24 protein-coding genes and 1 riboswitch are annotated in these 25098 nt (G+C 70.9%); of the genes, 7 read left to right on the top strand and 17 right to left on the bottom strand.

Annotated elements, in window-relative coordinates:
- The first annotated feature begins 13 nt into the window (after positions 1–13).
- Positions 14–1483, top strand: coding sequence for an SDR family NAD(P)-dependent oxidoreductase (locus AC2AXK_RS03530; RefSeq protein ID WP_484343951.1), 1470 nt, complete (start codon positions 14–16; stop codon positions 1481–1483).
- A 30-nt stretch (positions 1484–1513) separates the two neighbouring features.
- Here AC2AXK_RS03530 and AC2AXK_RS03525 read toward each other — a convergent pair whose 3' ends face one another.
- The 13 genes from AC2AXK_RS03525 to AC2AXK_RS03465 form a co-directional block, all read right to left on the bottom strand.
- Positions 1514–1948 carry a (deoxy)nucleoside triphosphate pyrophosphohydrolase gene (locus AC2AXK_RS03525; RefSeq protein ID WP_484343950.1) on the bottom strand — a complete coding sequence of 145 codons (435 nt, stop codon included), beginning with the start codon at positions 1946–1948 and terminating at the stop codon, positions 1514–1516.
- 116 nt (positions 1949–2064) lie between these two features.
- Positions 2065–2310 (bottom strand): LuxR C-terminal-related transcriptional regulator, encoded by a 246-nt coding sequence (locus AC2AXK_RS03520; RefSeq protein ID WP_484343949.1) that lies wholly within the window; start codon positions 2308–2310, stop codon positions 2065–2067.
- A 288-nt stretch (positions 2311–2598) separates the two neighbouring features.
- Positions 2599–2970 carry a glycine cleavage system protein GcvH gene (gene gcvH / locus AC2AXK_RS03515; RefSeq protein ID WP_484343948.1) on the bottom strand — a complete coding sequence of 124 codons (372 nt, stop codon included), beginning with the start codon at positions 2968–2970 and terminating at the stop codon, positions 2599–2601.
- A gap of 30 nt (positions 2971–3000) precedes the next feature.
- Entirely contained in the window at positions 3001–4185 is a 1185-nt protein-coding gene (gene gcvT, locus AC2AXK_RS03510) for a glycine cleavage system aminomethyltransferase GcvT (RefSeq protein ID WP_484343947.1), read from the bottom strand.
- Positions 4185–7226, bottom strand: a complete 3042-nt coding sequence (gcvP, locus tag AC2AXK_RS03505; protein WP_484343946.1) for an aminomethyl-transferring glycine dehydrogenase — start codon at positions 7224–7226, stop codon at positions 4185–4187. Before gcvP ends, gcvT begins: the two co-directional genes overlap by 1 nt.
- Before the next feature lie 208 nt (positions 7227–7434).
- A riboswitch (glycine riboswitch) is annotated at positions 7435–7539 on the bottom strand.
- Between the two features lie 63 nt (positions 7540–7602).
- Positions 7603–8547: a DUF368 domain-containing protein gene (locus AC2AXK_RS03500; protein ID WP_484343945.1), complete on the bottom strand. Its 945-nt coding sequence runs from the start codon at positions 8545–8547 to the stop codon at positions 7603–7605.
- 165 nt (positions 8548–8712) lie between these two features.
- Positions 8713–9924, bottom strand: coding sequence for a pyridoxal phosphate-dependent aminotransferase (locus AC2AXK_RS03495; protein ID WP_484343944.1), 1212 nt, complete (start codon positions 9922–9924; stop codon positions 8713–8715).
- Positions 9921–10424, bottom strand: coding sequence for an RDD family protein (locus AC2AXK_RS03490; protein WP_484343943.1), 504 nt, complete (start codon positions 10422–10424; stop codon positions 9921–9923). The genes AC2AXK_RS03495 and AC2AXK_RS03490 overlap by 4 nt, the downstream gene beginning before the upstream one ends.
- A 105-nt stretch (positions 10425–10529) precedes the next feature.
- Positions 10530–10799: a metal-sensitive transcriptional regulator gene (locus tag AC2AXK_RS03485; protein WP_484343942.1), complete on the bottom strand. Its 270-nt coding sequence runs from the start codon at positions 10797–10799 to the stop codon at positions 10530–10532.
- Between the two features lie 79 nt (positions 10800–10878).
- Complete coding sequence (locus AC2AXK_RS03480) at positions 10879–11328, bottom strand: DUF302 domain-containing protein (protein WP_484343941.1); 450 nt, start codon at positions 11326–11328, stop codon at positions 10879–10881.
- 169 nt (positions 11329–11497) lie between these two features.
- Positions 11498–13237: an FAD-dependent oxidoreductase gene (locus AC2AXK_RS03475; RefSeq protein WP_484343940.1), complete on the bottom strand. Its 1740-nt coding sequence runs from the start codon at positions 13235–13237 to the stop codon at positions 11498–11500.
- Between the two features lie 150 nt (positions 13238–13387).
- Entirely contained in the window at positions 13388–15919 is a 2532-nt protein-coding gene (locus AC2AXK_RS03470; protein WP_484343939.1) for an FtsX-like permease family protein, read from the bottom strand.
- Between the two features lie 2 nt (positions 15920–15921).
- Entirely contained in the window at positions 15922–16686 is a 765-nt protein-coding gene (locus AC2AXK_RS03465; RefSeq protein WP_484344245.1) for an ABC transporter ATP-binding protein, read from the bottom strand.
- Positions 16687–16867: 181 nt separating this feature from the next.
- On the opposite strand from AC2AXK_RS03465, the gene AC2AXK_RS03460 reads away from it, so the two are divergent.
- The 3 genes from AC2AXK_RS03460 (at position 16868) to AC2AXK_RS03450 (ending at position 19583) form a co-directional block, all read left to right on the top strand.
- Positions 16868–18154: a sensor histidine kinase gene (locus tag AC2AXK_RS03460; RefSeq protein WP_484343938.1), complete on the top strand. Its 1287-nt coding sequence runs from the start codon at positions 16868–16870 to the stop codon at positions 18152–18154.
- Positions 18142–18786, top strand: coding sequence for a response regulator (locus tag AC2AXK_RS03455; protein ID WP_484343937.1), 645 nt, complete (start codon positions 18142–18144; stop codon positions 18784–18786). Before AC2AXK_RS03460 ends, AC2AXK_RS03455 begins: the two co-directional genes overlap by 13 nt.
- A gap of 167 nt (positions 18787–18953) precedes the next feature.
- Positions 18954–19583 (top strand): histidine phosphatase family protein, encoded by a 630-nt coding sequence (locus tag AC2AXK_RS03450; protein WP_484343936.1) that lies wholly within the window; start codon positions 18954–18956, stop codon positions 19581–19583.
- A gap of 41 nt (positions 19584–19624) precedes the next feature.
- On the opposite strand, the gene AC2AXK_RS03445 is transcribed toward AC2AXK_RS03450, so the two are convergent.
- Positions 19625–20152 carry an ATPase gene (locus AC2AXK_RS03445; protein ID WP_484343935.1) on the bottom strand — a complete coding sequence of 176 codons (528 nt, stop codon included), beginning with the start codon at positions 20150–20152 and terminating at the stop codon, positions 19625–19627.
- A gap of 138 nt (positions 20153–20290) precedes the next feature.
- On the opposite strand from AC2AXK_RS03445, the gene AC2AXK_RS03440 reads away from it, so the two are divergent.
- The 3 genes from AC2AXK_RS03440 (at position 20291) to AC2AXK_RS03430 (ending at position 21851) form a co-directional block, all read left to right on the top strand.
- Complete coding sequence (locus AC2AXK_RS03440; protein ID WP_484343934.1) at positions 20291–20488, top strand: DUF5708 family protein; 198 nt, start codon at positions 20291–20293, stop codon at positions 20486–20488.
- Entirely contained in the window at positions 20488–21018 is a 531-nt protein-coding gene (locus AC2AXK_RS03435; RefSeq protein ID WP_484343933.1) for a TetR/AcrR family transcriptional regulator, read from the top strand. The genes AC2AXK_RS03440 and AC2AXK_RS03435 overlap by 1 nt, the downstream gene beginning before the upstream one ends.
- Before the next feature lie 329 nt (positions 21019–21347).
- Entirely contained in the window at positions 21348–21851 is a 504-nt protein-coding gene (locus AC2AXK_RS03430) for an RES family NAD+ phosphorylase (protein WP_484343932.1), read from the top strand.
- Positions 21852–22183: 332 nt separating this feature from the next.
- Here the strand turns inward: AC2AXK_RS03430 and AC2AXK_RS03425 are convergent, their stop codons facing one another.
- From AC2AXK_RS03425 to AC2AXK_RS03415, 3 genes are all read right to left on the bottom strand, one after another.
- Positions 22184–23017: a class I SAM-dependent methyltransferase gene (locus AC2AXK_RS03425; RefSeq protein ID WP_484343931.1), complete on the bottom strand. Its 834-nt coding sequence runs from the start codon at positions 23015–23017 to the stop codon at positions 22184–22186.
- A gap of 83 nt (positions 23018–23100) precedes the next feature.
- Entirely contained in the window at positions 23101–24030 is a 930-nt protein-coding gene (locus AC2AXK_RS03420) for an aminoglycoside phosphotransferase family protein (RefSeq protein WP_484343930.1), read from the bottom strand.
- Positions 24031–24128: 98 nt separating this feature from the next.
- The gene (locus AC2AXK_RS03415) at positions 24129–24572 is read right to left on the bottom strand and encodes a GNAT family N-acetyltransferase (protein ID WP_484343929.1); all 444 of its coding nucleotides are present in this window, start codon (positions 24570–24572) and stop codon (positions 24129–24131) included.
- Positions 24573–25098: the final 526 nt, after the last annotated feature.

The following is a 25098-nucleotide window of genomic DNA, read 5'->3' as shown; positions in this document are numbered from 1 at the left end:
GATAATCGAACCCGTGCCTGCTGAGCCTGCCCCCTCCGTGATCGACCCGTCCGACCTCGCGACCGTCCTGCGCGTCCTCGACCAGGTCAACGACCTCGACCCCGAGCACCCGGACAAGGTCGCGATGCAGCGGGCGACCGCGAAGCTCTACAAGACCGTGAAGAAGCAGCGGCGCGATGCCGCGAAGGACGCGATCCGCAGCGCGGACAACGCGGTCATCGCCGCGACCGCGACGGGCGCCCCGACGCGGATCGACGACGAGACGCAGGGCCTCGAGCTCGTCCCCGCGGCGCAGGGCACCAGCGCCGGACGCCTCCTGAAGTCGCAGGCCTGCTACGTGTGCAAGCAGCAGTACAACGACGTCGACGTCTTCTACCACCAGCTCTGCCCGGACTGCGCGGCGCTCAACCGTGCCCGGCGTGACGCGCGGACCGACCTCACGGGCAAGCGGGCCCTGCTCACCGGCGGGCGCGCGAAGATCGGCATGTACATCGCGCTGCGTCTCCTGCGCGACGGCGCGCACACGACCATCACGACGCGGTTCCCCAACGACGCGATCCGTCGCTTCACCGCGATGGAGGACAGCGCCGACTGGATCCACCGCCTGCGCATCATCGGCATCGACCTGCGCGACCCGGCCCAGGTCGTCGCTCTCGCTGACGACGTGGCCGCGCAGGGTCCGCTCGACATCCTCATCAACAACGCCGCGCAGACGGTGCGCCGCTCCCCCGGCGCGTACGCGCCGCTCGCAGCAGCCGAGGACGCTCCTCTCCCGGCCGGTTACCTGCCGGAGGTCACGACCTTCGGCCGCAGCCACGACACGCACCCCGCCTCGCTCGAGGGCACGGTGCCGGCGGAGGCGACGGCGCACGCCCACGCCTCGGTGACGACGGCGGACCTGTTGACGAAGCTGGCGCTCACAGCCGGGTCGGCCTCGCTCGAGCGCGTCGAGAACGCGACCGCGATCGACGCTGCGGGCCTCGTGCCTGACCTCGTCCACACGAACTCCTGGGTGCAGAACGTCGAGGACGTCGACCCTCTCGAGCTCCTCGAGGTCCAGCTGTGCAACAGCACCGCGCCGTTCATCCTCATCAGCCGGCTGCGCGCGTCGATGGCGTCCTCGCCCTCGCCCCGCAGGTACATCGTCAACGTCTCCGCGATGGAGGGGCAGTTCAGCCGCGGCTACAAGGGTCCGGGCCACCCGCACACGAACATGGCGAAGGCCGCGGTGAACATGCTCACGCGGACGAGCGCACGGGAGATGTTCGAGACGGACAACATCCTCATGACGAGTGTCGACACGGGGTGGATCACGGACGAGCGGCCCCACACGACGAAGGTGCGCCTCGCGCAGGAGGGGTTCCACGCGCCCCTCGACCTCGTCGACGGAGCGGCGCGGGTCTACGACCCGATCGTCCGCGGGGAGCTGGGCGAGGACGTGTTCGGCTGCTTCCTCAAGGACTACCAGCCCTCCGCCTGGTAGGCGGTCGCCGCGCGCGTCCGCCCGGGCTGGTCAGCCTGTCGCGCGCTGCGGGGTGAGGATCCCGGCAAGGTGGTCGACGATCCGGACGTCGCCGTCGAGCCACGGCACGTCGAACAGCTCGCTGTGGTCGAGCCACTGCAGGGCGTCGTGCTCGACGAGCGGCCGCGGGACCCCGTCGGTGACGCGGGCGAGCCACAGCCGCATGACGTGGCGGTCGGTGATGATCCATCCGCCGGCGTCGGGGCCGACGATCTCGTCACCGAGCTCGACGTCGATGCCGAGCTCCTCGCGGAGCTCGCGGTGGAGGCCGGCCTCTGGCGTCTCGCATGCGTCGACCTTGCCCCCGGGGAACTCCCAGCGCCCCACGAGGTGCTCCGGGCGTGAGCGGCGCGCGGCGAGGAGACGACCGGGGGTGCGGAGATCGTCGACGATCGCCGCTGCGACGACGAGGACGGGTTGTTTCATACCGGAAGTGTCTCAGGTGAAGGTGTCGCGCACGTGTCGTACGGTCCCGGCATCCGCGTCGTTGCGGATGACCGGACGTGCCGGTCGTGCATCGTGCTCGTGCTACGGGGCTGTGCTCAGCTGTCGCCCTTGTACAGTCCGGCCTCGCGGGCCCACTCCACGGCCTCGGCACGGGTGGAGACGCCCAGCTTGCGGTAGACGCTGCGCACCTGCGACTTCACGGTGTTGCGGGTGACGAACAGCTTGGATGCGATCTGCTCCAGGGTGACCTCTTCGCTGAGGTTCGACAGGACGACGCGCTCCCGTCGGGTGAGCGAGCCGTTCGACGCCTTCGCCGCTCCAGACAACTCCATCGTGGTCATGGTTCCTCCAACGTTCTCCCGGCGGCCCAGTTGCTCTGGATCACGTAACCGGTTCATCTGCTATATGGAGAGAGTCGGTTCTCCTGCGTCTATGACGCCGGTTCACCCGGAACTTTCAGTTTTTCCGTCCTGCGTGGAAAGCACATGAGGTCCTGCCCCGTTGCCGGCCTCCTGTCCCGGACTTCAGGATAGGGAACATTGCGGTCGGCGTCTCTCGAACGGGACGCCCGACTCATCGTCAGACTCCTCCCAGGTCATGAGGAATTCACCCGCGTCGTGACCGTACCGTTACGATCCGAACCGTTCCGCATACTCGTCGGCTGTGAGCACGGGCCCCGTGCTCTCGACGGCGACCTTGAGCAACCACCCCTCGCCGTAGGGGTCGGAGTTGACGAGCTCCGGGCTGGCGACCGCGGCCTCGTTGACCTCGACGACCGTGCCGGTGACCGGTGAGTACAGCTCCGAGACCGACTTCGTCGACTCGATCTCGCCGACGACGGCGCCCGCGACCACGGCGGTGCCCACGGCTGGGAGCTCGAGGTAGACGATGTCGCCCAGGGCGTCCTGCGCGGTCCACGTGATGCCGATCGTCGCGGGCTCGGTGCTCGTGAGCCACTCGTGCTCGGCGGTGTACGTGAGGTCGGCGGGGAAGTTCGTCATGGCAGGTTCTCCTCGGGTCGTGCGTTCAGACTAGGCGGTGGCGGGCTTGCGGTAGAACGGCACGGCGACGACCTCGGCCTCCTCGGCACGGCCGCGCACGTCGACCGCGAGGCGCGTCCCGACGGCCGAGACCTCGGGGGTCACGTACGCGAGCGCGACGGGGTACCCGAGCGTGGGCGACGGCGCTCCGGACGTCACGTGCCCGACGACCGGCTTCGTCGCGTCCATGAGCACCGGGTGGCCGGCGCGCGCGGGGCGCCGCCCGAGGACGCGCAGCCCGACGAGCACCCGGGCGGGCGGGGAGCCCTTGCGGGCCTGCAGCGCAGCGCGGCCGACGAAGTCGACGGGCTCACCGTCCGGGCCCGTCTTGTCGAGCCGGACGACCCGTCCGAGGCCGGCCTCGTAGGGGGTGGTCGTGCGGTCGAGCTCGTGGCCGTAGAGCGGCATCCCGGCTTCGAGGCGCAGGCTGTCGCGCGCGGCGAGGCCCGCGGGCACGAGCCCGTCCGGCGCCCCGGCCTCCAGCAGCGCGCGCCACAGCCCGGGTGCGTCAGCGACGTCGACGAAGATCTCGAAACCGTCCTCGCCCGTGTACCCGGTCCGGGCCACCTGGGTGGGCGCTCCCGCGACGACCGCGGGCGTGATCGCGTAGTACTTCAACGATCGGACGGACTGCGCGTCCTGCGCGCCGACGAGGCGGACGAGGATCTCCTGCGCCCGCGGCCCCTGGACCGCGACGAGCGCGGTGGCGTCGGACGTCGAGGTGACGTCGGCGTCGAACCCCTCGGCGCGGGCGGTGAGCTCCGCGAGGACGATGTCGGCGTTCCCCGCGTTGGCGACGACGAGGTACTCGGTGTCGGCCAGGCGGTAGACGACGAGGTCGTCGAGCACGGACCCGTCCTCGGCACAGAGCATCGTGTACCGCGCCCGGCCGACCTCGAGCACGCTCAGCCACCCGACGAGCGCGTGGTCGAGGGCGGCACCGGCCTCGGGCCCGGTCACCGTGATCTCGCCCATGTGGGAGAGGTCGAACAGGCCGGCGGCCGTGCGGACCGCGGTGTGCTCCGCGATGTCGCTGCCGTAGCGCAGGGGCATGAGCCAGCCACCGAAGCCGGTGAGGCTCGCCCCGAGCGCGACGTGCTCGTCGTGCAGGGGGCTGCGGCGGTCGGGCGCCGGGGCGTCCTGGCCGGCGGGCTCCGGGGTCTGGTTGGGCTGCATCAGGACTCCTCGGTGGACTGGGGTGCGACGGCGGCGACGGGTGCGGACCATGGCGCGGGGACGTCGTCCGCGTACGCCTCGATCGGGGGGCACGAGCAGACGAGGTTGCGGTCACCGCGGGCGCCGTCGATGCGGCGGACGGGCGGCCAGTACTTCCCGGCTCGCAGGGACGCCACGGGGTAGGCGGCGGTCTCCCGCCCGTACGGCTTGTCCCAGGAGTCGCTCGTCACGCTCACCGCGGTGTGGGGTGCGTTGCGGAGCGGGGACTCACCGAGCGACCACGTGCCGTCGGCGACGGCGTCGATCTCCGCCCGGATGGCGAGCATCGCGTCGATGAAGCGGTCGATCTCCCCGAGGTCCTCGGACTCCGTCGGCTCGACCATGAGCGTCCCCGGGACGGGGAACGACAGGGTCGGCGCGTGGAACCCGTAGTCCATGAGGCGCTTGGCCACGTCCTCGGCGGTGACACCGGTCTGCGCCGTGAGGGGGCGCAGGTCGAGGATGCACTCGTGCGCGACGAGCCCGCCCGGTCCGGTGTAGAGGACGGGGAAGGCGTCGCGCAGGCGCGCCGCGAGGTAGTTCGCGGAGACGACGGCGATCTCCGTGGCCCGGCGCAGACCGTCCGGCCCCATGAGGGACACGTAGGCGTACGGGATGGGCAGGATGCCCGCGGACCCGAAGGGCGCGGCCGAGACGGGTGTCGCGGCCGTGGGGTCGCGCGGGTCGCCGGGGAGGAACGGGACGAGGTGCTCAGCGACCCCGATCGGCCCGACTCCGGGGCCGCCACCGCCGTGCGGGATGCAGAACGTCTTGTGCAGGTTGAGGTGCGACACGTCGCCGCCGAACTGCCCGGGCTTGGCGAGCCCGACGAGCGCGTTGAGGTTCGCACCGTCGATGTACACCTGGCCGCCCGCGGCGTGCACGAGGTCGCACACCTCGCGGACGTGCTCCTCGTACACGCCGTGCGTCGAGGGGTAGGTGATCATGATCGCCGCGACCTGCGGGCCGTGCTGCTCGAGCTTCGCCCGGAGGTCGTCGAGCAGGATCTCGCCGTCGTCGGCCGTCCTGACGACGACGACGCTCATGCCCGCCATCGCTGCCGAGGCGGCGTTGGTGCCGTGCGCGGAGGCGGGGATGAGGCAGACGGTGCGCGCGTCGTCGCCGCGGGACCGGTGGTAGTTGCGGATCGCGAGCAGACCCGCGAACTCCCCCTGGGACCCGGCGTTGGGCTGCACGGACACCGCGGCGTAGCCGGTGATCTCCGCGAGCTGCGCCTCGAGGGTGCTGATGAGCTCGGTGTACCCGGCCGCCTGCTCGCGCGGGACGAAGGGGTGCAGGCCCGCGAACTCCGGCCACGAGATGGGTTCCATCTGGACGGCAGCGTTGAGCTTCATGGTGCACGAGCCCAGCGGGATCATCGTGCGGTCGAGCGCGAGGTCCTTGTCGCTGAGCGCGCGGAGGTACCGCATCATCTGCGTCTCGCTGCGGTGCACGTGGAACACCGTGTGCTCCATGTATGAGGAGCTGCGGAGGAACGCCGGTGGGATGTCTGCGCGGGGCGCGGAATGCGGGGACCCCGGCCCGCCCGCGGCTCCTTCGTCGCCGATGCCCGAGCCGAGCCCTGCCGGGCTCCCCGCACTCCGCGCTGCTGCGACCAGGACCTGACGGAGCTGTTCCACGTGGAACGTCGTGGTCGTCTCGTCGCAGGCGATCTGGATGTGGTCGTCGTCCGGGGCGTAGATGTTGATGCCGGCGTCGTCGGCTGCGACCGTCAGGGCCGTTGCCGAGCCGGGAGCGTGGATGCGGACGGTGTCGAAGAAGACCTCGTGCTCCACCTCGTAGCCGGCGTCCGCGGCTGCCTGCGCGACCGCCGTGGCGTGGGCGTGGACCCGGGTGGCGATCGCCTTGAGCCCGTCCGGACCGTGGTAGACGGCGTACATCGAGGCGACGATGGCAAGGAGGGCCTGGGCCGTGCAGATGTTGCTCGTCGCCTTCTCGCGGCGGATGTGCTGCTCGCGGGTCTGCAGCGCCAGGCGGTAGGCGGGGGCGCCGTCGGCGTCGACGCTCACGCCCACGAGGCGGCCGGGGAGCATGCGCTCGATCCCCTTGCGCACGGACATGAACGCGGCGTGCGGGCCACCGTAGAAGAGCGGGACGCCGAAGCGCTGGGCGGACCCGACGGCGATGTCCGCACCCGCGTCGCCGGGCGCGGTGAGAAGGGTGAGGGCGAGCAGGTCGGTCGCGACCGTGACGAGAGCGCCCGCCGCCTTCGCGTCCGCGACGAGCGTCATGAGGTCACGGGCGCGGCCGCTCGCGCCGAGCTGCTGCACGACGAGCCCGACGACGTCGGCCCCTGCCAGACCGGCGGCGTCGAGCGCGGCGCGCGTGCCGGCCTCGAACCCGTCCGTGAGGTCGGCGACGACGACGGGGAGGCCGATCGCCTCCGCGCGGCCCTTCGTCACCGAGAGGGACTGGGGAAAGAGGTCGGCGTCGAGCACGACGACGCCGGGACCCGCCGTGGCCGGGCGCTTGGCCGCGCGCCACATGAGCGCCACGGCCTCGGCGACGGCCGTCGCCTCGTCGAGCAGGGAGGCGTTGGCGACCTCGAGGCCGGTGAGGTCGCTCACCATCGTCTGGAAGTTGAGGAGCGCCTCGAGGCGACCCTGCGAGATCTCCGGCTGGTACGGCGTGTAGGCGGTGTACCAGGCGGGGTTCTCGAGGACACCGCGGCGGATGACGGCCGGCGTGATCGTGTCGTAGTAGCCGAGTCCGATCATCTGCGTGCGGGGCTGGTTCTTCGCTGCGAGGCCACGCAGGTCAGCGAGGACCTCCGCCTCGGTGCGCGCGGCCGGGAGGTCGAGCGCACCGTCGAGCCGGATGGACGCGGGGACCGCCGCGTCGATGAGCGCGTCGACCGAGTCGTACCCGAGGTGCGCGAGCATCGTCGCGACCTCGTCCGGGCGGCCGACCTCACCGTCGCCGGGGCCGATGTGCCGGTGGACGAACACGTCGCCCGGGTGGGTCTGAGCGGGCTGGGTCACGAGGGCTCCTGGGATCGGGGACGGCGGAGCCGTCCCACGGGCGGTGGGACCCTCCCCGCTCTGTCCTCAGACGCGACCCCGGGCAGGGGTCGTGACGCTCGTCAGTGTCGACCTGAGAGTTTGGCCCGCGCCTCGTGCGCACGGGCTTGCCCCTTCGGTGAGGTGCGCAGCGACCACGAGGGGCTGCGCGCCTGCTGTTCAGAGTTGCCTCGCCGTGGCGGTACGTGGGCCTGAGAGTTTCCCGGGGAGGGTTTGCTCCTTCGGCGCCTGACGTGTGCGGGAAGCGGGGTCAGGGCTCTCCCGCCGCGGTTCGAGCAGCGCGATATGTGGTTAGGGGGTCAGCGTACCGGGGGGACCCGCCACGTGGAACGCCTGGTCACGCGTCGTCCTGCGCGACCTCCGGGTCAAGGACGTCGTCCCCCGTCGCGAGGCGCCGCCGCACGAGCTGTGACTCGACGACGATGAGCGCGGCAACGCCCGCGACGCCCGCGAGGAAGAGCAGGACGACGGGCAGCACGTCACCGTCGGGGGCCTGCACCCCGCCGTCCTCGGTCTGCCACGGCCACAGCGCGCGCAAGGAACCGACCATGAGACCCGTCATGATCGTCAGGGTGAGGCGCCGCCGGTGCTCGAGCAGCCACTGCAGCCCGGAGACGAAGATGCTCAGGCCGACGATGGCGCCGAGCACGAACACGCCGAGGTAGGCGAGGTCGCGGTCGTTCACGGCGGCGAGCGTCGGCTCGTACATGCCGACCGTGAGCAGGATGAACGACCCGGACACGCCGGGCAGCACGAGCGCGCACACGGCGACGGCCGCGGCGAGGGCGACGAGCCAGCGTGACGGCTCGATGGGGCTGATCGCGGGGATGCTCGTGAGGAGGAACGCCGCGAGCGCCGCGAGCGCGGCGACCGCATAGTCCCGTGCGGCCCACCGCCCACCGATCATCCGGGCGGGCACGATGATCGACGCAGCGATGAGGCCGGCGAACACCGCACGCGTCTCGACCGGGTGGGACTCGATGAGGGGGCCGAGGAGGGCGGACGCCACGACGATGGCCAGGAGCATCCCGATGCCGGCCGGCACCACGATGCTCCAGCGGACGTCCCGCAGGTGGGCACGTGCCCGGTCTGTGCCGCGGCCCTGGGTGACATCGATCGCTCCACGGACCACCCCACGCACGAGGCTCCCTGCCGACTCGATGAGGTCGTCGTAGATCCCCACGATGAGCGCGACGGTGCCGCCGCTCACTCCCGGGATGATCTCGACGGTCCCGATGAGGGCGCCTCGGCCGAAGTCGATGGTCGGGCGGAGCAGGTTCACTGGATGGGGTCCTCTCGACTGCACAGGGGTCCAGACGGCATGACTTTCAGGCAGCTCGCGCGGCCTGAGGAAAGGTGATGCATCCAGCCTGACATACCGCCGGGGCACGTCGGGAGCCCGCGGGCGGGGTCCGATGACGAGTCGGACGGATCACCCGACTCGTCGTCAGGCTCTGCGGGACAGGCCGCCCTGCCACGCGACGATCCGGTCCACCGCTTCCGCGACGGTCTCCGGTGCGGCCGCGAACGACAGCCGCACCCAGTCGCGCCCGTGCACGGTGTCGAAGTCGGTGCCCGGGGTGAGGGCCACGCCGGTCTCGGTGAGGAGCCGCTCGCACCACGTCACGGAGTCGATGCCGGAGGCGGCGATGTTCGCGTAGATGTAGAACGCGCCGTCGGCGGGCGCGACGGTCTCCCAGCCGAGGTCGTCCAACCGGTCGAGGACGAGCTGCCGGGAGACGGCGTACTGCTCGACGTTCTGCCGGGCCGCCGCGTAACCCTCGTCGCTGAAAGCAGCCACTCCGGCGTGCTGCGCGAGGGCCGGCGGGCACAGCGACACGTTGCTCGCGAGCGCATCGACGGGCCCGACGAGGTCCGGCGGCAGGAGCAGCCACCCGAGCCGCCAGCCGGTCATCGCCCAGTACTTCGAGAACGAGTTGACGACGACGTGCCCGCCAGCGAGGGAGGACGCGACGGTCGCGACCTGGGGGGCGGTGGCGGCCTCACCGGGTCCCGCCACCTCGTCGCCGTAGGTGATGCCGTGGTAGATCTCGTCGCTGATGAGGCGGACGTCGTACTCCGTGCACCAGGCGGCGAGCGCCGCGAGGTCGTCCGCGGGGATCATCGTGCCCGTCGGGTTGGCAGGGCTGGCGACGACGACGCCGTCGAGCCCGCCCTCGTAGTAGGCCTGCTGGAGCTGGGAGATGGTCGGCTGGTAGCGGGTCTCGGGGCCGCAGTCGAGCTCGACGACCTCGCACCCGAGCGACGTGAGGATGTTCCGGTACGCGGGGTAGCCGGGGCGGGCGAGGGCGACGCGGTCGCCGACGTCGAACGCGGCGAGGAACGCGAGCATGAACCCGCCGGACGACCCGGTGGTGACGGCGACCTGCGCGGGCGACACCTCGACGTCGTACCAGCGGCCGTAGTGGTCGGCGATGGCCTGCCGGAGCGCCGGGGCGCCCATCGCCTCCGTGTACCCGAGGTCGCCCGCGGTGAGCAGGTCGATCGCGCGGTGCCGCACGGCCTCCGACGCTCCCGTGGAGGGCTCCCCCGCGCAGAGGTTGAGCACCGACTCCCCTGCCGCGCGTCGGGCGTTGGCGGCGGCGAGGACCTCCATGACGGCGAACGCGGGGACCTGGGCGCGGCGCGAGATCTTCATCCCGTCATCCTCCCAGCGACCTCGCCGGCCCGGAGTCGCGCCGTCGCCCGGACGTCGATCGAGACGTGCCTGATCGTGCCGTCGACGCCTCCGCCGTCAAGAGCGAGGAGCGAAAGCAGCTCGAGGATGGCAACGAACGGCATGAGCAGGAGGCGCGCGACCATCACCCAGGCTGCGCGCCACACGCCGGGGACCGAGCCGTCCGCGACCCTCAACGTGCACAGGCCGGTCAGTCGTTGCCCGACAGACCGTCGGTGACCGGTCGCCATGCCGTACACGACGAGGGTCAGGGGGAGGCACAGGACGGGCAGCGCGCCCGCTGTCTCGGGGCCCGTCACCCCCACGAAGGCCACCATGATGGGGATGGCGACCACCCAGACGAGGAGGGTGTCGACGAGCCACGCGACGGTGAGCCTCCCCCAGGGCGCCTCGACGGCTACCTGGCCGTCGGCGAAGTGGACGAGCGATGGTTCGCTCGTCGTGGATCGTGTCCGTGCCATCGCCCTCGCTCCTCGTCTCCGCGCCGTCGCGACGGTGTGCGCTCAGCGTAGTGACACGACGACCGGACGGGCAGCCGCTCGCGCCAGGGCCTCGCGGGTCGGCCGTCAGGCGAGGGAGAGGAAGAGCTTCTCGAGCTTGGCGACGTCGAGCGACGGCGTCTCGGCGCCGGGCTCCGCGACGAGGCACTGGCGCATCCCGGAGGCGATCATGGCGAACCCGGCGCGGTCGAGGGCCCGGGAGACGGCGGAGAGCTGGGTGACGATGTCCTCGCAGTCCTTGCCCTCGTCGAGCATCCGGATGACCCCGGCCAGCTGGCCCTGTGCACGCTTGAGGCGGTTGCTCACCTTGATCATCTCGTCGCGGTCGAGTTCCACGGGGTCCTCCTCGGTTGGGCCGGGCTCATGCTACGGGGCGTAGCCGTCCGACGCGGGTCGTTCAGGCGGCGCGGGTCGTTCAGGCGGCGCGGACGCTCGTCAGGGCAGCACGCAGGCGCTTGGTGGCGTCCTCGGTGACGGCCCGCAGGGCGGGGTTGTCCGTGAGGACGACCATCGCGGAGGGGTCGAGGGCCTCGACCACCGTCTGCCCGTCGTCACCGTCACGGACGACGACGTTGCACGGCAGGAGCAGCCCGATGCTCGGTTCGCGCTGCAGCGCCTGGTGCGCCAGCACGGGGTTGCAGGCGCCGAGCACCACCTGGCGGGGGACGTCGACGTCGAGGGCGTTCTTCAGGGTCGCGCCGAGGTCGAGCTCGGTGACGATGCCGAAGCCGTTCTCGGCCAGGGCCCGCCGGACGGTGGCGAGGGCCGTGGGGTGGTCGAGGTGGGTGGTGATGGTCAGGGCGTAGGTCATGACGTGTCCCTCGGGGTCACCGACGCCGGTGGGCGTCGTGGTGGTCAGTGGCATGTGCACTGCTGGTCCTCGGGCACGGTCGCCATGACGTCGTCGACGTGCATGCCGCAGCCGGTCCAGGTGACCTTGCCGCAGGTGGTGCAACGGATGGGACTGCACATGGTGGTTCTCCTTCTAGTGGTGTCGCGTGGCCGGGACCCGGCCGCGGTCGATCAGGTATCGGTCAGTGGCGCGCGGCGCCGTCGGCGTGCTGGCGGACGTCGAGCTCGGGGCGGGCGAGCTCCGGGTGGGCGGTCGTCAGGCTGATCCAGCCGCCGGAGAGGTTGCGGGCGTCGAGGCCTGCTGCGAGCAGGACGCGGGTGGCGATGTAGGACCGCACACCGCTGGCGCAGTGCACGCTCACCGGGCGCCCTGCGGCGGCCGCGCGGACCTCCTCGACGCGCTCCCGCAGCTCGGTGTGCGGGATGTTGAGCGACTCGTCGAGGTGGCCCTGCTCGTACTCCGCCCGGGAGCGGACGTCGAGGACGAGGGTGCTGCGGCGGACCTCGTCGCGGTCGCCGGGGTGCCACTGGGGCAGGGTGCCGTCGAGGACGTTCTGCGCGACGAAGCCGAGCATGTTCACGGGGTCCTTCGCCGAGCCGTAGGGCGGGGCGTAGGCGAGCTCGAGCTCGGCGAGGTCGTCCGCGGTCATCCCCGCGCGCAGCGCGGTGGCGAGGACGTCGATCCGCTTGTCGACCCCGTCACGCCCCACCGCGTGGGCGCCGAGGAGCCGGCCGTCGCGGGCGAACGTCGCGAGGATGTGCACCTGCTCCGCCCCGGGGAAGTACCCGGCGTGGTGGGCGGGGTGGATGCGGACGACCTCGTGGTCAATGCCTGCTCGCTGCAGCGACGCCCGGCTCGCGCCGGTGACGGCGGCGGTCTGACCGAAGACGCGCACGATCGCGGTGCCGAGCACGGGCGCCTGCGGGGTCGTGCGGTGGCCGAGCATCGAGTCGGCCGCGCGACGGCCCTGGCGGTTGGCCGGGCCGGCGAGGGGCACCGGGGCGACCTCGCCGGTGACGGCGCGGACGACGCCGACGGCGTCCCCGACGGCCCAGATGTGCGGGTCGCTCGTGCGCTGGTCGGCGTCGATGAGGATCTCTCCGCGCGGCCCGAGGTCGAGGCCCGCGGCCCGCGCGAGGTCGCTCGCGGGGCGGACGCCGACGTTGACGACGACGAGGTCGGCGGCGATCTCGGTGCCGTCGGAGAGCGCCACGCGCACACCCCGGGCACCGTCGGGCGCGACGCGTGTCGCGGAGACGGCGAGGTGCAGGCCGACGCCGTGCGCGCGCAGCTCAGCGGACAGCACGGGCGCGAGCTCGGCGTCGAGCGGCGGGAGCACGTGGTCGGCGAGCTCGACGAGGTCGACCTGCATCCCGCGGGCGACGAGCGCCTCGACGGCCTCGAGGCCGATGAAGCCGGCGCCGACGACGACGGCCCGGCGCGGGGCATCGGTGGGCAGGCGGTCTGCGGCAGCCATGAGGGCGTCGAGGTCCGGCACGGTGCGCAGCGCGTGCACGGCAGGGTGGTCGAGGCCCTCGACGGGCGGGACGACGGGCACGGCGCCGGGGGCGAGCAGGAGGGCGTCGTAGCCGAGCTCCTCGGTCGCCCCGTGGGCCTCGACGGTGACGGTGCGGGCTGTGCGGTCGATGGCGACGACCCGGCTGCCGGTGCGGACGTCGAGCGCGAGCGCGGCCCACAGGGTCTCCGGGGTGTGCAGCAGCAGGGACGAGCGGTCCGCGATCTCGCCGGACAGGTGGTACGGGAGTCCGCAGTTGGCGAAGGACACGTAGTCGGTCTGCTCGAGGACGGTGATCGAGGCCGACTCGTCGAGGCGGCGGGCGCGGGCGGCGGCACTCATGCCACCGGCGACGCCCCCGACGATGACGATGCGGCGCGGGGTGCTGTCAGGTGTCTGGTGCATGTCTCCAACATACCCCCGGGGGTATACCTTCGCAAGGACGTTCACGTCACTCCACCCCCTTCCGGGCACGATATCTGGACCACCTGGACCTGCCCGCTCCCGCGGGTGGTGGGCCTGGACCCACCACCCGCGGGAGCTCCTCACACCGCGCTACCCACCGAGCGGGGCGCGCAGGGCCATCCGGGTGGGGATGGCGATCGAGGCCACTCCGAGCACCACGGTCACCCCGGCGAGGAGCAGGTACGGGACGGGCGAGATCGTCGGGAACGGCTGACCGCTCACCCCCAGGGCGATCCCCGCCAGCGGCGGGATCGCGATCGCCGTCCCGAGCACCACGGCGATACCGACGACGAGCAGCGACTCGACGGCCGTCATCCGGCGCACCTGGCGGTCCGTGGAACCGATGAGCCGCAGGAGGTCGAACTCCCGACGCCGTTCCGCCGTGGCCATGACGAGCGTGTTGACGACCGCGAGGCCGACGTACCCGAGGATCACCAGGAGGATGAGGAGCGAGACCCAGTCCTCGCCGGCGTTGACGTCGCCCGCAGCGGCGGCGAGCTCGGCCTTGCTCTGGGACACGAGCCCCAGGTCAGCCACGGCCGCCCGGACGTCCTGCGGTGCGGACGTCGCCACGAGGAGGTACTCGGAGAGCCCGGTCGTCGTGTGCGCCCGCAGCTCCGTACCGGACATCGTCACGTCGCCGAAGCCCAGGCCCCGCTCGTAGATCGCGACGACGGTCGAGGTCGTCAGGGTGCCGTCGCCGAGGTGGAACGTGACCTCCTCGCCCTCCCGGGCCCCGAGCGAGCGCGCGGCGTCGGTGCTCAGCGCGACCGTGCCGGGCTCGCTGACCCGCGTCACGTCCCCGCTCGTGACGTCGAGGTCGAGGGTGGCCTCCATCGCCTCGGCATCGACACCCTGGACGCCGAGCTGACCGACCATCGCCTCGCCGTCGATGACGTCCGTGATCACGAGGGCCCCCGACGTCGAGATGGCGTTGACCGCGTCCACCCCCGGCAGAGCGGCGACCTCCGCGGCCATGGTGTCGGAGATCCCGGAGGCAGGTGCCGCGACCACGAGGTCGGCGACCGTGCCGTCGGCCGACTGCCGGCCCGCCTCGGCCGAGACCGTCGTCGGTGTGAACATCTGGACGGAGCCGAGCGTGATCGCCAGGGCGAGCGGCACCACTGCGGCGCTCAGGCGCCGCGTGTAGCCGCGGGCGTTCGCGTCGGCGAGGACGACGGACGCCGACCGGCTGCGCCGCAGCACCGGACCGAGGACGTGCAGCACGCGCTCGACGATCCACGGGCCGGCGAGCCCTGCGGCGATGACGAGGACGAGCGCGGAGCTGCCGACGACGAGCATGCCGCTGAGCCCGGGGAGGAACAACGGTGAGATGGATCCACCGAGCCCGAGAGCGAAGAGCACGAGGCTCGTGATGATGCGTCCGCGGCCCAGCACCGGCGTCTCGACCGCGGACTCCCGCAGGGCGTCCACGGGCTCGATCGCGGCGGGCCGGCGAGCGGCCACCGCAGCAGCACCGAGGGCCGTGATGACGCTGAGCAGGATGGCTGCGAGGGCGGGGAACGGCGAGCGGACGAGCACGAACGACTCCGGGATGATCCCGCCCTTGGCGAACTGCTCACCCAGGAACGACGCGAGCCAGTACCCGGGGACGGAACCGAGGACCGCGGCGACGACGGCCACGAGGAGCACCTCGCGGGCGATCATCCCGTGGATCTGGCCACGGGTGGTGCCGACCGCCTTGAGGAGCGCGAAGTCCCGGCGCCGCTGCGCGACGGACAGGGCGAGGGTGTTCGCGACGACGAACACCGCGATGAGCAGCGCCGTCCCGGCGAACGACGCACTGAGTGCCGTGAGCATCCCGCGAGCGCCGAACGCGCCCATGGTCTCGATGTCCCCGCGGCGGTCCCCGGTGTAGACGTCGACCCCGCTGACGGCGGCGGTGATGTCGTCCGCGAGCTGCTCGGCGTCGACGCCGTCCTGGGCGATGACACCGACCATCGCGACGTGGCCCTCGCGGGGCGACAGCTCCGCGGCGGCAGCGTCGGTGAGGAACACGGTGCGGACCGGCTCGTCGCTCTCGGCGACGCCGCGCGGACCGTCGGCCCCGCCCTCAACGGTGCCCACGACGGAGTACTGCGTCGCGGTGCCGCCGTGGGCGAGGGTGAGGGTCTCCCCCGGCGTGACGCCGAACGAGTCGTCGACGATGACGTCGCCGGGCTTCTGCGGCTCGCTGCCGGCGGTGAGCGTGTACGGGGTGAGCTCCGCGGAGCTCCAGCCGTGCGCGTCGACCGGGGCGTCGGACTCCGTGGTGAGCGGGACGCTGATGTCCCCCACGGCCCGCTCGACGCCGTCGACCGCGGCGATCTCGGCGATGGTGCTCTCCGGGACGGCGACGCGCTCGGGGAAGGCCTCGGCCATGTCGCCCGGGACGGGCAGCGACTGGGGGGCGCCGACGACGACGTCGGCGCCGGCGAGGCGGTCGGGCTGGGTCCCGCCCCGGATGCCGGACTCGAGGAGCACCCCGAGGGCGGTGACGAGGAGCGAGGCGCACAGCACGGCGATGAAGACGCCGGCGAACCCGCGGCGGTTGTGGCGGAGGGAGGACCGGGCGAGGCCCCACATGGACAGGCCGTGCTGGGTGGTCTTCTGGGTGCTCATGGTCACCACTCCCCGAGGTGCGTCATGCGGTCGGCGATGCTCTGGGCGTCGGGTGCGTCGAGCGAGCCGACGAGCTCGCCGTCGGCGAGGAACAGGACCCGGTCGGCGTAGGAGGCGGCGACGGGGTCGTGGGTGACCATGACGACGGTCTGGCCCAGCTCGGTGGCGGTCTCGCGCAGCAGCTCGAGCACCTGGCGTCCGGTGCGGGAGTCGAGCGCACCTGTCGGCTCGTCGCAGAACACCGCGTCGGGCCGGTTGATGAGTGCGCGGGCGATGGCGGCCCGCTGCTGCTGGCCGCCGGACAGCTCCTGCGGGCGACGCTCGGTGAGCTCGGCGAGGCCGACGGCCCGCGTCACTGCCAGGAACCACGCCTCGTCGACCGGACGGCCGGCGAGCAGGAGCGGCAGGGTGACGTTCTGGGCGACGGTGAGGTGCGGCAGCAGGTTGTACGCCTGGAAGACGAACCCGAGGTGGTCGCGGCGGAACTGGGTGAGCGCCGTCGGCGCCAGCCCGGAGATGTCGGTGCTGCCGAGGACGATCCGTCCGCTGGTCGGCCGGTCGAGCCCTGCCGCGCAGTGCAGCAGGGTGCTCTTGCCGGACCCGGACGGCCCCATGATCGCGGTGAACGAGCCGGTGGGGATGACGAGGTCGACCCCGCGCAGCGCGACGACGGGGTTGGCGCCGGAGCCGTAGGTCTTCACGACGCCCTCGAGCTGGACGGCGAGGGTCGGTGGTGCGGTGACGGGGTCGTGGGTCTCGGTGAACATGTGCAGGTCCTCACGTCGGGAGGGTGCCGGAGGCCCCTCGTTGCTCATGACGACGACGCTACGGAGACGCGGACGCCCGAACGATGGCGCCAGCAGGCCGATCCGGGGTGGTGCCAGCACACGAGCGCATGGTGGTGCCAGCACTACCGACAGCCCGGGACGTGCCCGGCATGATGGGCACATGACTCTCCCCCCCGACCCCGACAGCTCCGCGTGGCGGGTGCGTTACCGGGCTGCGGGGTACCTTCTCGTGGAGGGTGCGTACTGGCTCGCGTCGCTCGCCCTCGGTGCTGCCGCGATACTCGTCCTGCCCTTCACGGTGTTCGGCATCGGGTGGTCGCTGGTGCCCCGCGGGGCTGCCGCCTTCGACCGGCTGGCCGGCTCGGCGCTCGAGCGCGCAGGCCGGTTCCGCGGGGTGGCTGTCTCGCCCCGCACGCCCACCCCGGGGCATCCGCGCACCGTCGACGAGCTCATCCGGATCCTCACCGAGCCGGTGACCCGCCGCGCGCTCGGCTGGCTGGGCCTGCACATCCTCTTCGCGTTCGTGCTGGCGGTGCTGGCGTTCGGCGCGCCGTTCAACGTCGTCCTCTACCTCGCCACGAGCGCCCTGTCGTGGACGGACGCCGCCGTCGTCCGGGACGTCCTGCCGTTCTCGCAGCTCGTCACCCCGCCACCCACGGGGTGGCGACCCGCGCTCCTTGCGCTGCTGCTCAGCGCGGCCTACGGCGCGCTCGCCTGGTACGTCGTGCCGTGGGCGGCGCGGCGCCTGTCCGCGAGCACCGTGCTCCTGCTGGGTCGCACCCGGACGGCCGAGCTGTCCGAGCGGGTCGAGGCGCTCTCGGTGAGCCGTGCGGCCGCGCTCGACGCGCACGGCGCCGAGCTGCGCCGCATCGAGCGCGAGCTGCACGACGGCGCGCAGAACCAGCTCGTCGGGGTCGTCATGATGCTCGGACTTGCGAGGCGGGCCCTGGAGAACGACCCCGCCGCGGCGCTGCCGTTCGTGGAGCGCGCGCAGGACGTCGCGACCCAGGCGCTGTCCGGGCTGCGTGACGTCGTGCACGACATCTACCCGCCGGTGCTCGACGAGCTCGGTCTCGGCGGCGCGGCGTCGTCGCTCACGAGCCGCGCGCCGGTGCCCTGCACGCTCGACGTCGGCGGGCTGCGCCGCGCCCCGGCCGCCGTGGAGTCCGCCGCGTACTTCATGCTCGCCGAGGTGCTCACCAATGCCGCGAAGTACGCTGCGGCGACGAGCATCGACGTCACCCTGCGCACCGAGACCGTGCGCGGCGCGGACGTCCTCGTCATCGAGGTCCTCGACGACGGCTGCGGCGGTGCGACGCTCGACGGGTCCGGCACGGGCCTGGCGGGCATCGCGCGACGTGCCGCGGCGTTCGAGGGCGCGCTGCACCTGTCCAGCCCACCCGGTGGGCCGACCCGAATACGAGTGGAGCTCCCGTGCGGATCCTGATCGCCGAGGACGACGCGCTGCTGCGCGCCGGCATGACCCTGCTGCTGCAGAGCGAGGGCTTCGAGGTCGTCGCCGCCGTCGACAACGGCGAGGACCTCTATGACGCGTTCACGACGACGGAGGCCGACGGCGCGGTGCTCGACGTCCGCATGCCGCCGACGTTCACGAGCGAGGGACTCCAGACGGCGCTGCGGCTGCGCGAGGAGAAGCCCGGATTCCCCGTGCTCGTGCTGTCCGCGTATGTCGAGGACCGGTACGCGTCACGGCTCCTCGCCGGCGGGTCCGAGGGCGTGGGCTACCTGCTCAAGGAGCGCGTGGGTGACGTCGGGCAGTTCGTCGACTCCCTCCGCAAGGTCGTCGGCGGCGGGACGGTCATGGACTCCGAGGTGATCTCCCAGCTGTTCAGCCGACGTGGCACGGACGACCCCATCCGGACCCTCACGCCGCGCGAGCGCGAGGTGCTCGGGCTCGTCGCCCAGGGCATGGACAACGCCGGGATCGCGGACACGATCGTCGTGTCCGAGGCCGCGGTGAGCAAGCACATCGGCAACATCTTCAGCAAGCTCGGGCTCGCGTCGTCCGACAGCGGGCACCGGCGGGTGCTGGCGACGTTGGCGTACCTGCGCTCGTGACGACCCGACGCCGTCCTCGCCTGGTGACTTGCGGGCTTGTCGTCGGTCGCGCCACCGGCCAGGAGGCCGACGTCCTCGATGCACTCCGCCGCTGACCCGGCAGGGGTGCCACTCTCGTCTGGCCGAGCCGCCCAGCTGGTGGGTGGCACGACCACGGAGGTACGACGGTGCGGACGCTGTACGTCATCACACACCCCGAGGCCACACACCACGTCGACCGGCTCGTCGGTGGTCAGTTCGACTCCGCGCTGACCGAGCGGGGCGAGGCTCACGCGCGTCTTATCGCCGCGGCCCTGGCCAGACGCATCCCGGAGGGGACCCCAACGGTCGTCCTCACCTCGGACCTCCGGCGCACCCGTCAGACGGCAGAGGGCATCGCCGATCGACTGGATGCGGACCTCACGCTCGAGCCGAGGCTGCGAGAGAAGTCGTACGGCGCCGCTGAGGGCCGACCACAGGCCTGGCTGGACAGGAGGTTCATCCCGCCACCGGTGGTCGGTGAGCGGATGCGGCACGACGAAGGGTTGCCCGGGGCCGAGACGAAATGGGACCTGGCGGCCCGGGTCTACGCGGCGACGGAGGACATCGTGCGATCACCTGCTGAGCACGCGGTCGTGGTCACCCATGGCATGGCCGCCACGTTCGTCCTGGCCGCGTGGATCGCGATGCCCCTCGAGTCTGCGGGGAAGGTGGCCTTCCACTTCACGCCCGGTGGAATCTCGACGCTCGTCGAGGACGACTTCTTCCACAATCGCACGATCTACGAGCTGGACGACATCGGCCATCTCTCGATCTGAGTGCGGGACAACCGCCGAACCATGGCGTACCGCCTCGGGGACTATTCGGCCGACCACGCCGTGAGCCACCGTCTCCGTATCTCCTCGGCGAGGGAGTCGACGTCACGCCCATCTGTTGGCAGACGGTGGACGTGCGATGCAGCGCTCGTGTCGAGGTGGCGCGCGGCAGCCTCCGACCGCTGGAGGTGAGCAGCGAGGGAATCGCCGTGCTCACGTCCAGCGAGGCGCGCATGCGCGGTCGAGTCGGCCGCGGTGAGCAGGACCGCCGTGACCTCGGTGCCGACACCCATCGCGGCTGCAAGCGCGTCAGCGTGCAGCACACTCACCGTGTTGGTGAAGATCAGGCGCTCGTAGCCCAGGGCGCGATAGTTCGACCAGACCGCGGCGAGGTTGCGCTCCGCGAGGTGGTCCTCCCACGGTGGTGGCCACGCCAGGTCGAGCGCGTCACCCTCGATGACGGCGTGGCGGACACGCTCCGCGGCGAGCTGGTCATGCAGTGCGAACGCCACTGAGGACTTGCCGACGCCGGACCTCCCGCCGATGACCAAGAGGCTGGAATGTGTGCTCATGTGACTGACGGTACCCAGCGCAACCGGTGTCGGGGGGCGCGGCTCTCGGCCCGGCAGGGCACGGGGCGCGCCGTCCGCCGCGACGCGCTATCGTGCTGTACGACCGTACAGTGCGTTCGTACAGAGGGGTGGAACGAGATGAGCAAGCACACATGGGAACTCGTCATCGGAATCGTCATGATCATCGGGGGGCTGGTGCTGTTCACCGTCTTCGGTGACGTCGAGACCCCGGTCATCGGCCTGCGGCAGACCGGCCTGGTGCTCACCGTGCTCGGGGTCGTCGAGATCGTGGCGACCGTGTGGTCGCGGACCCGGCCCGGTCGCCCCCAGGACTGATGGCGGTCACCCACCTGCTCGACGGCGTGCTGACCGTGCTCGCGGAGCAGGGGGTCGGTGCGCTGAGCGTGCGGAGCGTCGCCGCCGCAGCGGGCGTGTCCCCCGCTCAGGTGCAGTACTACTACCGCACCAAGAGCGAGCTCGTGCGCGCCGGCTTCGACCACGCCGGCGAGCAGTTCCTCGCGGACGTCGCAGCCGCACGGCCCACCACCCTCATGGAGGTCGTGCTGCAGTGGCTCCCCCTCGACGACCGGCGCGAACGCCGCGCCCGCGTGTGGCTCGCCTACGCCGCGATCTCGGCAGTCGATGCGGATCTCGCAACGTCTGCGGCGCGGCTCGACGAGGAGCTGCGTGGCTGGTTCGGCGACCAGGGCCTCTCCGACGACGCGGCCGCCCAGCTCTTCGCGATGATCGACGGCGTGACCGTGCAGTGCCTCATGCTGCCCCAGGACGCCCGTCAGTCGCTCGTGGACCGCACGATCGCGCCGTTCGTCGCGCAGATCGACACAGCCGTGCATCGGAACGAATAACTCGATGCGCTCATATCTGATTCATATCTACTCGAATAACGAATGAAGCGCATATGATTCATGGATGACTTCAGGTGCCGATGACTCATCTGTGATGCACCGTCGGTTCTATCGTGGGCGCACGCCGGATTCGCTGGCGATCCATCCACTTCCGTTTCGGACCATAGTTTCGCAACGCGCCTCCTCTGCATGTCCCGACGTCGACGACTTTCGCCGCCGCGCGGCCCACAAAAACAATCGGTTCTGGGGCAACGCCCGTCCGGAACTGTCGTTTCCGGACGGAGGAGGGGCTGGGTGTCAGCGCCTTGACGCCATGGGAGCCTAGACGAGTGGCAACCGCCTCGATCTTCGCTCCGCCGGTTCGCGGGACCTTCTACCGGGCAATCGACCCGCAGTATCGCGACTTCGCGATCGCTGGCTCGCGCTCGGCCGGCCGCTACTCGCGCCCCAACCAGCCGACCCTGTATTTGAGTGCGTCAGTCGAAGGCGTGCAGGCGGCGATGATCGCCCACAGCGAGGTCCGAGGAGTAGTGACAGAGACCATTGCTCTCGATGTAGAGGCTTCACACATCGTTGATTTACGCGATGCCGAAGCGACGAGCAGGGCAGGCGTAGACCCCGCTGACGCAGCAGCCCCATGGCAGCACCTCGCCCCTGAGGAGACCCCGCCATCGTGGAAGGTCCGCGATGTCTTGGTCGCCGCCGGTGCGCACGGGCTCATCGACCCATCGCGCAAGAGCCCTGGCCTGTGGCACCTGGTGCTGTTCCGGTGGAACACGCCAGACAGTCCGACCGTCACCGTCTCGACCCATCGCCCACCTGTTCCGGACTGAACTAACCGCGCGTCCGGAAATGATCGCTTGCGGTGTGTGCGAGGCGGGGTACGGCTGTGGAGTTAATCGCTATGGTGGTGTTCGCACCGTACTTTCTAGACGCCACGCGGATGTAGGCCCCGCTTTAGGAGTCGCATTGCTCAGTTCCGATTTCGATCGCATCCGCTAAGAGTGGCGTGGATCATTTAAGTGAGAATTCCGCCGACGCGGGCTGCGAATGGCTGCACGTCGACTTCGAGGACCACCTCAGGAGCTTCTACTTCGACGCATGCGGCTTCGTCCCAACCAACGCCGGACTCATCAAGCTTCGATGAAGGTCACCCAGGGAGGGGTTACTCCCTGGTCGCGTAAACGCGGAACCGGCGCTGCGTCACGGCGATGGGGGCTGAGGCCTCCAGGTCCTGGAGGCGCTGAGCGTGCTCTTGCACGATGAACCCTGGAACGTCCCACGGGACAAGGCCGAGGTAGGTGACGAGCGCGATGGCATCGCTGAAGGTCATCGATCCCTCCCAGGTGTCGACCTGGTCGATCCGCATCCCCGCTTCGCGGAGGGCACTCGCGTGGATCTCCACTGTGACGTCGGGGTGCAGGTACTCGCTCCCGAACCACTCGTGGAGCTCGGGGGCGTCGAATCCATCAACTTGTTGTGTCAGGAGCCGCCCCCCAGGAACTAGGACGCGTGCAACCTCTGCCGCGTCGTAGCTCTCGTGTCGGGCCATGACCAGGTCCAGGCTCTGGTCGGGGAGATCGAGGGAGTCTCCGTCCTCCGAGTCGTACTTCAGTACGGCTACGCCCCGGGGCGCGAGGCGTGCGCGCGCTACGGGGAGGTTCGGCTGCCACCCCTCAGACGCGACGACCTGAGGCGGAAGAACACACTCGCGCGACAGCGACTCCAGCAGCGTTGACAGTCGCTCGCCCCCGCCCGTCCCCAGGTCAAGAGCCCCGACCCGGGAGACACGCAGCGCTTGCAGGCAGTCGGTCTCGTAGTCCCACCAGGGGTCCTCAGCGATGAGAGCGCCGTCGAGCCGTGAGAAGTCCCAGCCGACCATCTGCGACTCGGCATGGGCAGCCTCGAGCCGTTCGAGAAAGCGCACATCGACTCCTCGTCGGTGGGGATCGGGGGCTTCGGGCTGCGTCGGCTTCTTGGTCTGGTCGTCGGTCGCCACGGTAGAAGTCTGGCATCGAGCCGGATGCGCCCCGGGGGCTAGGCGAGCGGCTTCGCGTGCGGGAGAGCTGGTATGCCGTCGACCTACTCGTGGAGTTGTGTCAGGCGTTCGCTGAGGACCCGGTCGAGCGCCGCCCGGCCCGCCGGACCCCACGCCGGCTTGCCGCCGGGCAAACCGCGGTCCCCGTTCTGCCCCATCAACATCAGGAAGAGGCATTTCAGAACGGCCTGCCCGCGGGCGCGCCGAATCGTCGCGTCGTCGGCCTTGGCGTATGCGGCAAAGAAGCGCGCTGCCGCCCCCATCGGCAGCAGCACCCACGCGGCCGCTAGGTCCACCGCCGGGTCGCCAGCGAACAGGTCGCCGAAGTCCACGACGCCCGCCAGTGTCCCGTCCGCGATCACGACGTTCGCCGGATGCAAGTCACTGTGCACCCACACCGGCGGCCCCGCCCACGCGGGAGCCGCAACGGCGTCGTTCCAGACGGCCCGAAGGGCGGCGGCGTCAGAGCCGATCGAATCCGCGTCCACGGATTCGAGAAAGTAGTTGAAGCCCTGCGTGAGGTCCCTCGGGTGCCCACCACGGCCCGTGTCAGGCGGTGCATCCGTGGGGGCAGCCACATGCAGCGCCCGGAGGAACGCCGCCAAGGTGTCGGTCGCGTGCTCGCTGCGTGTGATCGACCCGTGGTCCAGCGGAAGGCCCGGCACCCACGTCATGACCGTCCACATCTTGGGGAATCGCTCAGACGGATCACCACTTCGCACCGGGACAGGGATCGGCAATGGCAGGCGCGATGCGAGCAGCGGCAGCCACCGGCGCTCATTGAGCTGGTGACCGGTGTCGGTATCCATGCGCTGGATCCGCACGGCCAGCTCGTCCCCGAGGCGCCACATCTGGTTACCCCAGCCGCCCTCCACCTCACGAAGCGGCAGCTCAGCTAGGTCCGCGTGCTGGTCTCGCAACAGATCACGGACGAGGTCCGCGGTGATCTCGGTGCTGTCCTGCAACTCCGCCATGGAGAGAAACCTACTGAGGTGTGCCACGGGCGACCTACCGCTCAGGCTGCCGTCCGGTGTGCTGAGCGCTGCCCACCGCTCGCGCTCGGAAACGATGGTTATCGGGTGGGTGCAGCCTCTTCGCCGTGGGCTGGCGTCGGGTAGTCGCTCGCGAGACCGTCGGACATGAGGGGCCGGGACCACGCGACCTCCCAGCCGAGCTGGCCGGTCTCCTGGAACAGGCGCACTTGATGGGTGTTCCTGAGTGCTTCGGCGAGTTCATCTCGGTCAGCGGGCTCGAACCCCAGGCTCTGCCAGAACGGGCCGGAGCGACGACTGAACAACCACGCCGTCTCAGCCCTCTCCTCCGCCGCTCGGTCGAGTGCGAAACGAGCCAGGATGGTGCCCCGCCCGCGCGCTCTGTGCGTCGGGCTCACGGCAACGCTGCGGATCAATACATGACCGCCGTCGGCGCTGATCTCGTACCCCGTGCTCCCGACAATCTCGCCGCGCTCGTCGCGCTCGAGCCACAGCCGGACACTCGGCGCATCCAGACCGCTCAAGGTCAGATCCACCTCGCCCAAGAACGCCCTGAGCTCCTCGACATCCGCTGCCCGGCACCGATCAAGCCCCATGTCGAGCAGTAAATCATCGGGCCACTACCGGTGCTACCAGCGCCCAGAAGGCGATCATTTGCGGACGAGAGGCGGCTAGATCGTCCGTGAGAGGTTGTCACGGGCTGGCCCGGTCGCCATCCCTCGGGTGGCAGGGTGGGCACGAGGACGGGAGAGCGGCCCCGCTGCATCCCTGGTGACCGGCTCCCGATTGAGCCGTTACTTCACGGTTCTGTGCTCCTAAGAGTCCCTCTGTGCGCGCCCGAGGTGACCATCGAGGGGTAGCAAGCGAGGCGGTAAAACAGTGAACACATCTCAAGTCTTACTTGCGACCGCAGTGAGCGTTGTCTTCCTAGCGTGCGCGACATCCTCGGTGATTGCTGTGTGTCGATCACGGGCGATCAGCGCTGTAGTGCGTTGCACCCTGAGCATCACCGTCGTCAGCATCGTTCTTGCCTGTTGGGTGTGGACTCAC

This window comes from Sanguibacter sp. Z6_81 (assembly GCF_057180625.1).
The sequence above is the reverse complement of the archived record's forward strand: the minus strand, read 5'-3'. Positions and strand labels throughout refer to the sequence as shown.

What these genes read in the sequence shown, in the direction of transcription:
- AC2AXK_RS03525 (WP_484343950.1), bottom strand. Translation starts at nt 1,948, where the DNA reads ATGAAACAACCCGTCCTCGTCGTCGCAGCGGCGATCGTCGACGATCTC.
- AC2AXK_RS03520 (WP_484343949.1), bottom strand. Translation starts at nt 2,310, where the DNA reads ATGACCACGATGGAGTTGTCTGGAGCGGCGAAGGCGTCGAACGGCTCG.
- gcvH (WP_484343948.1), bottom strand. Translation starts at nt 2,970, where the DNA reads ATGACGAACTTCCCCGCCGACCTCACGTACACCGCCGAGCACGAGTGG.
- gcvT (WP_484343947.1), bottom strand. Translation starts at nt 4,185, where the DNA reads ATGCAGCCCAACCAGACCCCGGAGCCCGCCGGCCAGGACGCCCCGGCG.
- AC2AXK_RS03495 (WP_484343944.1), bottom strand. Translation starts at nt 9,924, where the DNA reads ATGAAGATCTCGCGCCGCGCCCAGGTCCCCGCGTTCGCCGTCATGGAG.
- AC2AXK_RS03490 (WP_484343943.1), bottom strand. Translation starts at nt 10,424, where the DNA reads ATGGCACGGACACGATCCACGACGAGCGAACCATCGCTCGTCCACTTC.
- AC2AXK_RS03480 (WP_484343941.1), bottom strand. Translation starts at nt 11,328, where the DNA reads ATGCCACTGACCACCACGACGCCCACCGGCGTCGGTGACCCCGAGGGA.
- AC2AXK_RS03475 (WP_484343940.1), bottom strand. Translation starts at nt 13,237, where the DNA reads ATGCACCAGACACCTGACAGCACCCCGCGCCGCATCGTCATCGTCGGG.
- AC2AXK_RS03470 (WP_484343939.1), bottom strand. Translation starts at nt 15,919, where the DNA reads ATGAGCACCCAGAAGACCACCCAGCACGGCCTGTCCATGTGGGGCCTC.
- AC2AXK_RS03465 (WP_484344245.1), bottom strand. Translation starts at nt 16,686, where the DNA reads ATGTTCACCGAGACCCACGACCCCGTCACCGCACCACCGACCCTCGCC.
- AC2AXK_RS03460 (WP_484343938.1), top strand. Translation starts at nt 16,868, where the DNA reads ATGACTCTCCCCCCCGACCCCGACAGCTCCGCGTGGCGGGTGCGTTAC.
- AC2AXK_RS03445 (WP_484343935.1), bottom strand. Translation starts at nt 20,152, where the DNA reads ATGAGCACACATTCCAGCCTCTTGGTCATCGGCGGGAGGTCCGGCGTC.
- AC2AXK_RS03440 (WP_484343934.1), top strand. Translation starts at nt 20,291, where the DNA reads ATGAGCAAGCACACATGGGAACTCGTCATCGGAATCGTCATGATCATC.
- AC2AXK_RS03435 (WP_484343933.1), top strand. Translation starts at nt 20,488, where the DNA reads ATGGCGGTCACCCACCTGCTCGACGGCGTGCTGACCGTGCTCGCGGAG.
- AC2AXK_RS03420 (WP_484343930.1), bottom strand. Translation starts at nt 24,030, where the DNA reads ATGGCGGAGTTGCAGGACAGCACCGAGATCACCGCGGACCTCGTCCGT.